Source organism: Psychrobacter sp. SCQQ22, assembly GCF_015864605.1.
GTDB lineage: Bacteria > Pseudomonadota > Gammaproteobacteria > Pseudomonadales > Moraxellaceae > Psychrobacter > Psychrobacter fozii.
Genome location: NZ_JADYWZ010000008.1, coordinates 70,720 through 84,179 on the forward strand (window position 1 = coordinate 70,720; position 13,460 = coordinate 84,179).

The following is a 13,460-nucleotide window of genomic DNA, read 5'->3' on the forward strand; positions in this document are numbered from 1 at the left end:
TTTCTAATAATAATGAAGTGATTTTTTATACTGGTGCCTATTTTACTTCGATATCCACTTCATATTAAGGTGGTTAATGTTAGCTAAATGCTTAATATATAAGGGTTAAAACTATTTTTATGCCAGTAATTATGGCCATCAAGTATCCAGCCTTTCAACCCAGCTTGCAACCGTTCCATTGTTGGCTAATTGCAACCAACGGTAACCAGGTCGAGCGTCTTCATCGTAAGCAAAGTCATCTTCGTTAGGCATGAACTGATAGCAGGTTGAGGGTGTTGTATAGACAGAAACGCCTTGACGATAGCGAACTTGGTCTTGGTGAATATGTCCACTAATGATTACTTTTAGATGCTCAAAAGCTAGCATATGCTGCCAAAAATCTTCGCTATTTCCTACCATGTGAGCATCAATCCAGGCAGAGTCTACCGGTATAACATGATGGTGTAGGGCGATTAGCGTAGGCTTATCACAAGTACTGAGTCTTTCACATAGCCAGTTCATATCAGCAGACGTTATTTTGCCTGCTACCTCGCCACTAATGGATGAGTCTAATAGTAGTAGCTGCCAATAGTCAGTTTCAATAATATGTTGGCTCAATAAACGAGGGTCAGCAGGCTGAGCAACCAATGTGCGCTGCAAAAACGGCAAATGGCAGCCAATTTCATCAGTCACGTCATGATTACCAGCAATACAAGCAAAAGGAATGTTGGTCGCTTGTAATACCTTAAAGATATGGTCATAAATCGTAGGTATGATTTTATTGACCAAGTCACCTGTCACGAGAATGAGATCACAGCGAATATCTTCATTCAAGGCTTGTTGAAGCACCTTCTCAAAGCTATGCTGATAAATGGCAGCTTCATCACTGTCAATATTATCGTTATCTGTAATAAAAGCGCTAGGTGTCAATAAGTGTAAATCGGTGACTTGTAAGATATTAACTTGCTCATCTAGCGTACTGATGCTACTGATAGTATTGCTTGGCATTGGGTCAGTCCCTTATTAAAGCAGAGCAATTGACGCTGTCAACATGACCATAAGTAAACGAATCACTATTATCTGTTTTCACTACTTTTTCCATCGTATATGATATTTAATCGCAGTTACTACACTATATTTTCAATAGCTATTATAGGCAGCTTTCTATTATTAATGATACCAATAGTGTCGAGGCAAGTTTATAACATAAAGTAAAACAAAGCTCTAGCAATATTAATCAAATAAAGTTGAATAATTAAGCAAGAGCTCTTTTATACGGTGTTTTATAGTCTGCTAATGACGCGCCACCCAAAACTTTGAGGTTATCACCTTTGATAAAATCAGTGCCAAAAAAAACAAAATGGCCAATATCAATACAATAGATAGTCCAGTCTGAATATCTAGCCAAATGCTGCCCCAAACGCCTAAGGTAACACCTAACTGAGCAATAACTAAAGATATAATGACCATTTGTTTTGGTGATGTCACCCATAAGCGTGCAGTTAGTGCTGGCAATACCAACAATCCACTAATTAGTAAGCTGCCGACTGCCTGTAGCGCAACAGCACAGAACCCTGCCAATATCCCCATAAAAAATAATCGTTGGCGTGTCGGGTTGATACCTTGAATACGTGCCAATGCTTCATGAGTCGCAAGCTTAATTTGCGCTGGCCATATATAGCGTAGTAAGCCCAAACCCACTAGCACGCTACCCGAAAGTAGAGGTAAATCAGCCCAATCTAGCTCCAATAAATTACCAAATAAAAAACCTAATACATTGGCTTGCTGATCTGTCAGCTGGGTTAAGGTCAATAATCCTAAACATAATAATGAGACAGCCACCACTGCTAATACGGCATCCGCTGGCAGGCGTTCATCATCAATTAATACCAGTCCTAACACTACCGCAATGCTGACTAACAAAACACCAATGCCCATCGGCAGTTGCCACCAAGCAGCTAAGGCCACACCAAGTAAAGTGCCATGTGCCAGAGCATCAGCAAAAAAGGCCATACGGCGCCACAATACCAAACACCCTAATGGTGCTGATAGTAGTGCTAAAATACTGCCAGCAATCCAAGCAGGAGCAATAATGGCTAACCAAGTGGTCATAATAAATATCCGTAAAATTTTTATAAAGGCATGAGACAGTATCAGTAAATATCAAAAATATTTGGCTAGATATAGCCATCATATATTTGGTTTTGATGATTATGGTTCGAGCTCGTTTGGTGCGTGATGCTGGCAAGCATGTGGCTGATGCACATAAGGTTGCTCATAATAATGACCAAATAGCTTTTTAAATTCGGTGCTAATGGCCAGCTCGCTTGGTTGCCCCTCGCAGCAGATATGTTTATTGAGGCAAATAACACGTCGACTACCTCTCATCACCCAATGCAAATCATGCGATATCACTAACATGGCACAATGTAAGAAATCTGGTAGCTTGTCGATGAACTGATAGAGCCAAACCTCAGTATCAGGATCAAGCCCTTGCATGGGTTCATCCAAAATCAATAAATTGGGTTTATCCAATAAGGCTCGGGCTAATAAGACGCGCTGTGTTTCGCCACCTGACAAATGCAGCATCTGCCGTGATAGCAAATGCGTCAATGCTAAATTATCAAATATGAATTGGCGCTGCTCGTCGGTTAGACGCTTTTTATTTGCTTGACCCAGTAGGTCACTGACTCGCAAGGGCAATATAGGCGGTACGGTAAATCGCTGCGGCACATAGCCAAGTTGTAGTGGCTGATGCGCTGTGATATTGCCCTTAGTCGGATCAATCAAACCTAAAATAAGTTTAACCAACGTTGATTTGCCAGCACCGTTAGGTCCTACCAGACTTACCGTCTCATTGACCGCAATGTCAATATCGATGTTTGAAAGGATACGTTGGTGTCCAACATGGTAGCTGATATTGCTTAAGCTCAGCAGCTGGTTGGTATCTTTCATGGGACGGTTATCAGCAGTAGGGGAGAGCGGCTGATTAGATATTGAAGTAGATGGGTTCATAATATGACAACGAATGGATAAGTAAAAGATAGAAATAATCAGAATATTGCTATTAAAAACCAATAAAAAAGTACTAAAAATAGTGAAAACAAGACTGATAGGTTATCGGCAAGCTTGGCATCGACCACTAAGTTCAATAACACTGTTCTCCACAACAAACCCAACATCTTGCTCAGCAAAGCTCATCATCTCTCGTACTGGCAAGCTGCTGCATTCTTGTACCCGCTGGCACTGACCACAGATTAAAAAAGCCGCCGTATGTTGCGCTCTTGGATGACAGCAAGGAACATAAGCATTGATAGACGTTAACTGATGAATCAAACCTTCGCTCAATAAAAACTCCAAGCTGCGATAGACCGTTGGTGGGGCGACGTTTTTGTTGGTTTGTTTTTTTGATGAGGACTTTTTTGAGTCAGCCTCTTTATTATTATCATCACTGCTCTGAGAATCTGACAGGCGCATATTCTGTAATAGAGTGATTAGGTCATAGGCACCGATGGGCTTATTGGCTTCTAATACCAACTGATATATTTGCTGACGTAAGGATGTAAAGCGCGATCCATTTAAACGGCATCGCTCTTTTGCTTCGGTTAAGCGCTCGACAACATCATGCGGCGTAAAGTCTTGCGCATCATGTAGATGTTCACAATCTGATGAGTGGATAGACATGGTGCAGACTCCTAAAAATAAATGGCTGTTTTATTATATTTTTTATTGTTATAGTATAACATAATAAAACGAAGAGAAGATAAGCTGTCTTACTGTTATCTACTGTATCGTAACTCTTCATTAAACATGATATCTCAATACCATCACTCATATACCAAAGACACCTACTATGAACTCAGCTTTCAATCAGTTACTACGTCCAATCATCAAGATAAAACGTCTGCTAGTTTCTGGAGCACTACTAGGATTTTTAACGCTAAATGCTCAAGCAGCAACCGTTAGTGTGAGCAACTATCCGATGTTTTTACTCAGTGAAGCGGTGACTGAAGGAACACCATCCGCCAATAGAATTTTACAACCAGGTGATGTAGGGCATCATGGAAGTGTTAGTCCAAGCGATATTAAAGCGATTAAAGACAGTAAGTTCGTCGTTTGGTTTGGACCTTCATTAGAAAACAGCCTGACTGGCAGTTTAGAGACAGCCCTTAATGCCATTGCTATGTTTGACTTTAAAGCCTTCAACCGCTATCCACTTCGTGATGTGAAAGGTGTGCCGATTGCAGGCACGCTTGATCCGCATATCTGGCTAGATCCTGAAAATGCCAAAGCCATTACTCGTGCATTGGCCGTGATACATAGCCGTGCTAACCCAGAGTACGCAAGCACTTATCAAGCCAATGTTAAAAAATTCGCTGCTCGTATGGATACAGCAGTTGCCACTATACAACAAGCTTCACAGAAAAACCGTCCTTATTGGGCTTACCATGATGCCTATCAATATATTGAAAAAGCTGCGCATATAGAGCTAGCAGGTAGCTTAAGTCCAGATCACCATATTTCTCCAAAAGCCAGTCAATTGCGTTGGTTAAATGAGAACCGTCCTGTTAAGCAAATGTGCATGGTTAACCAAGGCGTCGTTTCTAAAGGACTGCTTGCTAAATTACAGCCAATCAGTACTTCTGTACAAATCGAAGACATGAGCGACAGTCAAGACTTTGTAAAAGGGTGGACGAATATGGCACAGCAAATTAACAATTGTGTGGATGGTAAGTAGGAATAAATCGAAGTATTCTTCAAATAAATGTTACCATGCCTCAAACTAAGTGCTTTGAAATGAAGTGTGGCCTAGTTTGAGGTGTGTTTTCACGCTAAATAGTTGACAAATTTCATATTATGCTTGCTTAAAACTCACATGCTCCTTATAATAAGTGGCGTTTAATTTTGGTTGAAAGGCATTACCTGTAGAGTGAGCGATTCACGGATAAAAGTGTCAAAAGGATACTAGATTATCCCAATATTGTAAGGCTATAGGAATACCGATGACCAAGCCTGCCAAACGCACGCAGAAAGATAAGATTGGTATCTATATCAAACGCCAAGCATGGATATTGTTTATCCTGATAATTGTTGTTTGGATTCTAGATGCTATTTGGTTAGATAGTGAGCTTACTGTAACGAAAAGCGCCGCAATTGGTGCATTGCTAAGTTTTACTACTCAAGCCGTATTTGCTTTTTTTATCTTTTGGCATACTGGATATCGCGCACGCCAACATATTGTTAGCCAGCTATATCGAGGGCAGATGGCCAAATGGCTGTTAGCCGTGTTAGGTTTCGCACTAATTTTTATTACCGTACAACCCCTATCTGCGCCTGCGCTGTTTATCGGTTTTATGGTAATGCAAATTAGTCACAGTTGGATGTTGTGGCATATACGCTAGGGTTAATCATATAACTATTTATATGGTTTTGTGATTAATAACGCTATGCAAGCCACCCTGCCGTCCAGCTTCTCTATGACTAGTTTTAAAAAGTCAAAACATAAAAATCTGTCTTATGACAGCGCTAGTGACTATAAAAACTGTGGTATAAGTGTTCTAAATGAATGTAGCATTTAAGAATGCGGTGATAGGGTAGGGCAAGTTTCGCTATCGTTATCATTTGTAATTAAATTATTACAATTAAATTACAGCCGTAAAGCTATATTGGTAAACGTTAAGCGTTGCTAACTTATTCATACAACGGATAAAAAAGTAACAATTGACTTTACACGAATACAACGCTGCATTAATATAGGCAGCTAAATATTTTGCTTACAAACCTTGTATAAGGCGCCAGTCGTGGAACACGACAGTAGGCGAGCACATATATAATAATTTTTCGTACACATGCAAGGGCTATTACTGATTCATCATAAGCCCTTTTTTGATAGCTAAATTTCATTTGTAGCTATTGAGTTGCGCACTAGTAATAGAACTATGGGTTGGATGTTATTGATTACATGAGCGCGTTAGCATGAATTATTTGCTTGCTTATAAGCACATCAAATAAAACACTAAACCTCATCAGATGACAACCATATTTTTGGTAGTTGATTAAATCGTTGATTAATAAGAAGCTTACATTATGGCATCCGAGCAAACATCATCAGAATATATCTCTCACCACTTAACGAATTGGACGTACGGCTATCTGCCGGGCGAAGGTTGGAAAGTTGCCTATACTGCTGAAGAAGCGGGGCTAATGGGCTTTAAAGCTATCCATCTTGACTCTATGCTATGGTCAATTGGTCTGGGCATTCTATTTTGTACCATCTTTTGGATGGTTGCCAAAAAAGTCACTTCAGGCGTGCCAGGCAAAATGCAGGCAGCAGTTGAATTGATCGTTGAGTTTGTTGATAACAACGTTCGTGATTCATACAGTGGTACATCAAAACTGATTGCACCATTGGCGTTGACCATCTTTGTTTGGATCTTTTTGATGAACTTGATGGATCTAATACCTGTCGACTTCGTTCCAGGTATTGCGGGACAAATTGGTGCTGCAATGGGCCATGATCCACATCATGTTTTCTTTAAGATTGTTCCAACGACTGATCCTAACATCACGCTTGGCATGTCGTTCTCTGTCTTTGCACTGATTATCTTTTATAGCATTAAAGAAAAAGGTTTGGGCGGCTTTATCGGTGAATTAACACTACATCCGTTTGGCGCCAAAAACCCAATCGTACAAGCGATTTTGATTCCCATCAACTTCATCCTAGAAGCAGTTACTCTAATAGCCAAACCTGTATCACTTGGTTTGCGTCTATTCGGCAACATGTATGCTGGGGAATTGATTTTCATACTGATTGCTCTAATGCCGTTTTGGATTCAATGGGCGTTATCGGTACCGTGGGCTATCTTCCACATCTTAGTTATTACACTTCAAGCGTTCGTATTTATGATGCTGACGATAGTTTATATGTCGCTCGCATCATCAACTGAACATTAATTAGACATTCAATAGGTAAATGAGGATACATCAATGGATCCAGTATTAGGTGGTTACACAGTTATCGCAGTAGCGCTACTTATCGGTCTTGGCGCACTTGGCACAGGTATTGGTTTTGCTATTCTAGGTGGTAAATTCCTAGAAGGCGTAGCACGTCAGCCAGAACTAGGCTCACAGCTACAAACTCGTATGTTCATCGTAGCAGGTCTTCTTGATGCTATTCCGATGATCGGTGTTGGTATTGCTATGCTATTGTTATTCGCTAACCCTCTAGCAGGTTAATCAGAAAGCTCAGTTGTAAATGTTTGGTAGTCAAAGTTTGTATCTTAACCATAGCCAAAGTTTGGCTATCAAATATGATCAATGAAACTGATTTTTCATTAACAAAGAGGTGATCACGTGAATATCAATTCTACCCTCATCGGTCAAGCCATTGCTTTTGCAATCTTTGTGATGTTCTGCATGAAATTCGTGTGGCCACCACTTATTGGTGCCATCAATGAGCGTCAGCGTAAAATTGCTGAAGGCCTGAATGCCGCAGAAAAAGCAAAAGCAGATCTGGCGACCGCGGAGCAAGATGTCCAGCAGGAGCTTACTCTTGCAAAGACTAAAGCTGCTGCTCTAATCGAGCAAGCGAATAAAAGTGCCAACCAGCTTGTCGAAGATGCAAAAACGCAGGCCCAAGTGGAAGGCGAGCGCATTCGTCAACAAGCGCAAGCGTCTATCGACCAAGAAATCAATCAGGCGCGTGATTCATTACGTGCTCAAGTTGCTGAACTGGCTGTACTTGGTGCAGAAAAGATTTTGCAAGACAAAGTCGATGTGCAAAAACATGCCAGTATGCTAGACCAACTGGCGGCGAAGCTGTAACTGTGAGGATATAATGGCTGACTTATCAACCTTAGCACGACCCTACGCTAGAGCCGCGTTTGACTATGCCAATGAAAACGGGGCCGTAGACGAGTGGGAAAATTTCTTGTTTATCGCTGGTGCAATTGTCAATGACAAAGCGTTCCGTACTTGGCTAGAAAATCCAGCCGTTACGGCTGAGCATAAGTCAGCTGCTTTGGTTGATCTTTATGACTCACAAGTGGCTGGTGATAACGACTCTGCTTTTAAACAGCTATTAGGTGAGAACAAAGGTTCTCGCTACGGTAATAGTATTAGCTATCCTAAAGTATCACCAGCGCTCAATAATTTTATTAAGCAGCTGGCAGAACAAGAGCGTCTGGCGCTGCTTCCTGAAGTTTATGAGCATTATCGTCATCACAAGGCAGTAAGCTTAAAGCAGCTTGACGCATATGTGACTTCTGCTTATCCATTAACGGATGACCAACGTCAAATGATTCAAACACGTCTCGCTGCCTCGCTAAACGCTAGTGTGGTGATTCACGAATCAGTTGATCCAAGTCTATTGGCAGGTGCTACGATCAAAGTCGGTGACAAAATCATTGATGATTCGATGCGCGGCAAGTTACAACAGTTAAAAACACAGCTAACTGCCTAATGCCATTCATCAACGCAGTCATTTAATATCTGCGTGATAGTAAGAGCATTTAAGTCAGTGGGCGGGTTATCATAAATTAAAGGAAACAAGGCAATGCAACAATTGAATCCAGCGGAAATCAGTAACCTGATTAAGCAGCGTATTCAAGACCTTGATGCGGGTGCAACTGCAAAGAATGAAGGCACGATTGTCAAAGTATCTGACGGTATCGTGCAGATTCATGGTCTTGAAGATGCCATGTACGGCGAAATGATTGAGTTTGAAGGTGAAGTCTATGGAATGGCGCTTAACTTAGAGCGTGATTCTGTTGGTGCGGTAGTACTAGGTGACTTCCTAAAGTTACAAGAAGGTCAAAAAGCCTATTGTACTGGTCGCATTCTTGAAGTACCCGTAGGTCCTGAGCTGCTAGGCCGTGTTGTTGATGCTTTGGGTAATCCTATCGATGGCAAAGGTCCTATCGATGCCAAGATGACTGACAAAGTCGAAAAGATCGCCCCAGGTGTTATCGATCGTCAGTCAGTAGATCAGCCAGTAATGACTGGTTATAAAGCCGTTGATACTATGATCCCAATTGGTCGTGGTCAGCGTGAGCTTATCATTGGTGACCGTCAGACGGGTAAAACCGCAATGGCTATCGATGCGATTATTGCACAGAAATCATCTGGCATTAAGTGTGTGTACGTAGCTATCGGTCAGAAACGTTCGACCATCGCCAACGTCGTACGTAAGCTTGAGCAAACTGGTGCATTAGAATATACCACGGTTGTGGTTGCATCAGCATCAGAGCCAGCAGCACTACAGTATATCGCACCGTACTCAGGTTGTACGATGGGCGAATATTTCCGTGACCGCGGCGAAGATGCTCTGATTGTCTTTGATGACTTATCAAAGCAAGCTGTTGCTTATCGTCAGATTTCACTATTGCTACGTCGTCCGCCAGGCCGTGAAGCATATCCTGGTGACGTATTCTATTTACACTCACGTTTACTTGAGCGTGCATCACGTGTAAATGCTGCTTATGTAGAAAAATTCACTAATGGTGAAGTTGTTGGTAAAACAGGTTCTTTAACTGCATTACCAATCATTGAGACCCAAGCTGGTGACGTTTCTGCATTCGTACCGACTAACGTAATCTCAATTACTGATGGTCAGATCTTCCTAGAGTCTAGTTTATTCGCATCAGGTCTCCGTCCAGCAGTCAACGCTGGTATTTCGGTATCTCGTGTTGGTGGTGCTGCACAGACTAAGATCATTAAGAAACTGTCTGGTGGTATCCGTACCGCACTAGCTCAGTATCGTGAACTAGCAGCATTTGCTCAGTTTGCCTCAGATCTTGATGACGCAACTCGCGAACAGCTTGATCATGGTGAGCGTGTGACTGAACTTATGAAGCAGAAGCAGTATCAGCCAATGTCTATCTCTGAGCAAGCAGCAGTTATTTATGCTTCGAATGAAGGATTTTTATCTGACGTGCCTGTTGAAAAAATTGGTTCTTTCGAAGAAGCTTACTTACGCTATATGCATGATGAGCAGAGTGAATTGATGCGTGAGATTGATGACACTGCGAACTACAACGATGATATCGCAGGTCGTTTAAAGTCAGCTCTAGAGACATTTAAACAAAATCACAGTTATTAATTTAACGGGTTAAGCCGAATTTGGTTATGGCTATCTTTGATAGCTGATAAAGTGGCGCGTTGTCTGATCAGATTTTTGCCAAGATAGAGCGCCACTGTTTTAACCATTGACGGTATTAGAACGCGTAATGCACAAGATATAAAATATTACTCTGTCAGATTAATGTTGTATATTAAATGATTGTCGCTTGCGCCAATGCTTTTTAACCCTCTTATATTGGAATCATTATGGCAAGCTTAAAAGAGATACGTGCCAAAGTCACCAGTATTAAAAGCACCCAAAAAATTACTCGCGCAATGCAAATGGTTGCAGCAAGTAAAATGCGCCGTGCACAAGAGCGCATGGAAGTGGGTCGCCCGTATGCTGATAGTATGCGCCGGGTTATCTCACATTTGGTGCATGCTTCATCAGACTACAAACATCCGTATATGGTATCGCGCCCAGTCAATAAGGTTGGCTATATTGTCATTACCTCTGACCGTGGTCTAGCGGGTGGTTTGAATGTCAACCTATTTAAAGCTTTAACTAAAAGTATCCAGCAATACCAAGACCAGTCTGTACAGACTGAGTTTGCAGCCATTGGCGCTAAAGGTGTGAGTTTTTTCAAAAACTTTGGTGGTAAAGTTACCTCGGCCGTGACCGATTATGGTGATAAGCCAACGTTTGAGCAATTGAACGCACCTGTTCAGGCGATGCTTGAGGACTATAGTAACGGTAATTTAGACCGTATCTATGTGGTATATAACCAGTTTATCAATGCCATGACTCAAAAGCCGACAGTCAGTCAGTTAGTACCTCTTCCAGAGGGATCGCTTATTGATGAAGACAGCGGCATGCAGACTGAGCTTAGCTGGGATTATATCTACGAGCCTGACATCAAGACTTTGATTGATGAATTGCTTGGCCGTTATATTGAGTCGATTGTTTATCAAGCGGTAATGGAAAACATTGCCTCTGAGCAGTCGTCACGTATGGTTGCGATGAAAGCGGCTACAGATAATGCTGGTGACCTTATTAACGATTTACAGTTGGTTTATAACAAGCTGCGTCAAGCGGCGATTACTCGAGAAATCTCGGAAATCGTTGGCGGTGCTGCTGCTGTTTCATAATTGACTACACCTATATATAGAAGTTCAAGGAGAACGCAATGAGTAGCGGTCGTATTGTACAGATTATTGGCGCGGTTCTTGACGTTGAGTTCAACCGTAACGAAGTTCCTAAAATTTTTGATGCCTTGCAAGTAGACGGTACCGAAACCACCCTAGAAGTACAGCAACAGCTAGGTGATGGCATCGTACGTACTATCGCAATGGGTTCAACTGAAGGCCTAAAGCGTAACCTACCAGTTACTAACACTGGCGCACCTATTTCTGTACCTGTCGGTATTGGTACACTAGGTCGCATCATGGATGTTCTTGGTCGTCCTATCGATGAAGAAGGTCCTGTTGCTGCTGATGAAAAATGGTCTATCCATCGTGAAGCTCCAAGCTATGCAGAGCAGTCAAACAGTACTGAACTATTAGAAACAGGCATCAAGGTTATTGATTTACTTTGCCCGTTTGCAAAAGGTGGTAAAGTTGGTCTGTTTGGTGGTGCTGGTGTTGGTAAAACCGTCAACATGATGGAATTGATCAACAACATTGCGCTTAAGCATGAAGGCTTGTCAGTATTTGCTGGTGTTGGTGAACGTACTCGTGAAGGTAACGATTTCTATCACGAAATGCAAGAAGCTGGCGTTGTAAACACTGAAGACTTTAGCAAATCTAAAGTAGCAATGGTATATGGCCAGATGAATGAGCCACCGGGTAACCGTTTACGTGTTGCACTGTCTGGTTTGACCATGGCTGAGTACTTCCGTGATACCAAAGATCCTGCTACTGGCAAAGGTCGTGACGTATTGCTGTTTGTTGATAACATCTATCGCTACACACTAGCCGGTACTGAAGTATCAGCACTACTAGGTCGTATGCCATCAGCAGTTGGTTATCAGCCAACGCTAGCTGAAGAGATGGGTATGCTGCAAGAGCGTATCACGTCAACTCAGTCAGGCTCTATTACTTCAGTTCAAGCTGTATACGTACCTGCGGATGATTTGACCGATCCATCACCTGCTACGACGTTTGCTCACTTGGATGCAACAGTTGTACTAAGCCGTGATATCGCTTCACAAGGTATCTATCCTGCGGTTGATCCATTGGATTCAACGTCACGTCAGCTAGATCCACAAGTGATCGGCGAAGAGCATTACAATGTTGCTCGTGGCGTACAGGAAATCCTACAGCGCTATAAAGAGCTTAAAGATATCATCGCAATTTTGGGTATGGATGAGTTATCAGAAGAAGATAAACTGGTTGTTTATCGTGCTCGTAAGATTCAGCGCTTCTTATCACAGCCATTCCACGTTGCTGAAATCTTTACTGGTGCACCTGGTAAATATGTACCATTACGCGATACCATTGCTAGCTTTAAAGCAATCATCGCTGGTGAATACGATGACTTGCCAGAGCAGGCATTCTATATGGCTGGTGGCATCGATGAAGTTGTTGCCAAAGCAGAAAAAATGAAATCTTCTGCAGCGTAAGTTGCTCAAGCATTGGCTAACGAGTAGATAGGCTATAATACGTTTATCTACTCATCAGTAACGCATCGCAGTTTTTACTGTTTTTTTGATCGCGTTTTGATAGTAAGGAGTTAAGTATGGCAACGTTACAATGTCGCGTCGTAAGTGCTCGTGAAGAGTTGTATTCAGGCGAAATTAGCATGTTAATAGCTACGGGAACCGAAGGCGAGATTGGTGTATTGCCAGGTCACACACCGCTTATTACTTTGTTAAAACCGGGTGCGATGCGAGTGCAAACACCAGACGGTGAAGAAGAAATAATTTATGTATCAGGCGGTGTATTAGAAGTACAGCCGAAGATGGTTACCGTATTGGCTGATACAGCCATGCGTGCACATAACCTTGATGAAAGCAAAATTGTTGAAGCACGTAAAAAGGCTGAGCAAATGCTTGTCAATCAATCGGACACTGTACAGACTAATGCAGCTTTAGCATCATTAGCAGAGTCTGTGGCACAGCTACAGACTATCCGTAAGTACAAAAACCGTGCTTAAAATTTTTGTTTGAAAGTTTTAGTCTTTCGACGATAAAAAAACAGTCCAATATGGGCTGTTTTTTTATGCCTGTTTTTAGAGTGACCATATCAAATATATATGAATCAAAGAATATTAGACAATTTCTAAAAAGTCACTGGCGACAACAACAATATGTCGCTATATTATATGTCATAGAGAGTAAGTTCTGAGTGAGAGTAAAGCGATTAGAAGTTCCTTGAAAAGCTAATTTGGTTAGTTTACTTACCAATATTTAGACATTCAAGGA

General features: G+C 41.8%; 14 protein-coding genes. 10 read left to right on the plus strand and 4 right to left on the minus strand.

All coding sequences use genetic code 11. The features are described from left to right. Positions 1-138 precede the first annotated feature (138 nt). The 4 genes from I6E84_RS11170 to I6E84_RS11185 all read right to left on the minus strand — a co-directional run bounded on the left by I6E84_RS11170 (position 139) and on the right by I6E84_RS11185 (position 3,663). A complete protein-coding gene (locus tag I6E84_RS11170; protein WP_197218053.1) occupies positions 139-987 on the minus strand; it encodes a metallophosphoesterase in 849 nt (282 codons plus the stop codon). Between the two features lie 285 nt (positions 988-1,272). Beyond that, on the minus strand, positions 1,273-2,091 hold the full coding sequence (locus I6E84_RS11175; protein WP_197218055.1) for a metal ABC transporter permease: 819 nt from the start codon (positions 2,089-2,091) through the stop codon (positions 1,273-1,275). Positions 2,092-2,190: 99 nt separating this feature from the next. Then, the gene (locus I6E84_RS11180; protein WP_197218127.1) at positions 2,191-2,934 is read right to left on the minus strand and encodes a metal ABC transporter ATP-binding protein; all 744 of its coding nucleotides are present in this window, start codon (positions 2,932-2,934) and stop codon (positions 2,191-2,193) included. A 162-nt stretch (positions 2,935-3,096) separates the two neighbouring features. Then, positions 3,097-3,663, minus strand: a complete 567-nt coding sequence (locus tag I6E84_RS11185) for a transcriptional repressor (RefSeq protein ID WP_197218056.1) — start codon at positions 3,661-3,663, stop codon at positions 3,097-3,099. A gap of 169 nt (positions 3,664-3,832) precedes the next feature. On the opposite strand from I6E84_RS11185, the gene I6E84_RS11190 reads away from it, so the two are divergent. The 10 genes from I6E84_RS11190 to I6E84_RS11235 all read left to right on the plus strand — a co-directional run bounded on the left by I6E84_RS11190 (position 3,833) and on the right by I6E84_RS11235 (position 13,192). Then, positions 3,833-4,717: a metal ABC transporter solute-binding protein, Zn/Mn family gene (locus I6E84_RS11190; protein WP_197218059.1), complete on the plus strand. Its 885-nt coding sequence runs from the start codon at positions 3,833-3,835 to the stop codon at positions 4,715-4,717. A gap of 265 nt (positions 4,718-4,982) precedes the next feature. Next, positions 4,983-5,381, plus strand: coding sequence for an ATP synthase subunit I (locus tag I6E84_RS11195; RefSeq protein WP_197218060.1), 399 nt, complete (start codon positions 4,983-4,985; stop codon positions 5,379-5,381). A 685-nt stretch (positions 5,382-6,066) separates the two neighbouring features. Continuing rightward, entirely contained in the window at positions 6,067-6,933 is an 867-nt protein-coding gene (atpB, locus tag I6E84_RS11200) for a F0F1 ATP synthase subunit A (protein WP_110923631.1), read from the plus strand. A gap of 33 nt (positions 6,934-6,966) precedes the next feature. Next, the gene (atpE, locus tag I6E84_RS11205; protein WP_010197960.1) at positions 6,967-7,215 is read left to right on the plus strand and encodes a F0F1 ATP synthase subunit C; all 249 of its coding nucleotides are present in this window, start codon (positions 6,967-6,969) and stop codon (positions 7,213-7,215) included. A 117-nt stretch (positions 7,216-7,332) separates the two neighbouring features. Continuing rightward, positions 7,333-7,803 (plus strand): F0F1 ATP synthase subunit B, encoded by a 471-nt coding sequence (locus I6E84_RS11210; protein ID WP_110923630.1) that lies wholly within the window; start codon positions 7,333-7,335, stop codon positions 7,801-7,803. A 13-nt stretch (positions 7,804-7,816) separates the two neighbouring features. Further along, positions 7,817-8,440, plus strand: coding sequence for a F0F1 ATP synthase subunit delta (locus tag I6E84_RS11215; protein WP_110923629.1), 624 nt, complete (start codon positions 7,817-7,819; stop codon positions 8,438-8,440). A gap of 93 nt (positions 8,441-8,533) precedes the next feature. Further along, on the plus strand, positions 8,534-10,078 hold the full coding sequence (gene atpA / locus I6E84_RS11220; RefSeq protein WP_110923628.1) for a F0F1 ATP synthase subunit alpha: 1,545 nt from the start codon (positions 8,534-8,536) through the stop codon (positions 10,076-10,078). A 227-nt stretch (positions 10,079-10,305) separates the two neighbouring features. Next, positions 10,306-11,187 carry a F0F1 ATP synthase subunit gamma gene (atpG, locus tag I6E84_RS11225; protein WP_110923627.1) on the plus strand — a complete coding sequence of 294 codons (882 nt, stop codon included), beginning with the start codon at positions 10,306-10,308 and terminating at the stop codon, positions 11,185-11,187. Positions 11,188-11,225: 38 nt separating this feature from the next. Beyond that, positions 11,226-12,659 carry a F0F1 ATP synthase subunit beta gene (gene atpD, locus I6E84_RS11230; RefSeq protein ID WP_110923626.1) on the plus strand — a complete coding sequence of 478 codons (1,434 nt, stop codon included), beginning with the start codon at positions 11,226-11,228 and terminating at the stop codon, positions 12,657-12,659. A 116-nt stretch (positions 12,660-12,775) separates the two neighbouring features. After that, the gene (locus tag I6E84_RS11235; protein ID WP_197218061.1) at positions 12,776-13,192 is read left to right on the plus strand and encodes a F0F1 ATP synthase subunit epsilon; all 417 of its coding nucleotides are present in this window, start codon (positions 12,776-12,778) and stop codon (positions 13,190-13,192) included. Positions 13,193-13,460 lie beyond the last annotated feature (268 nt).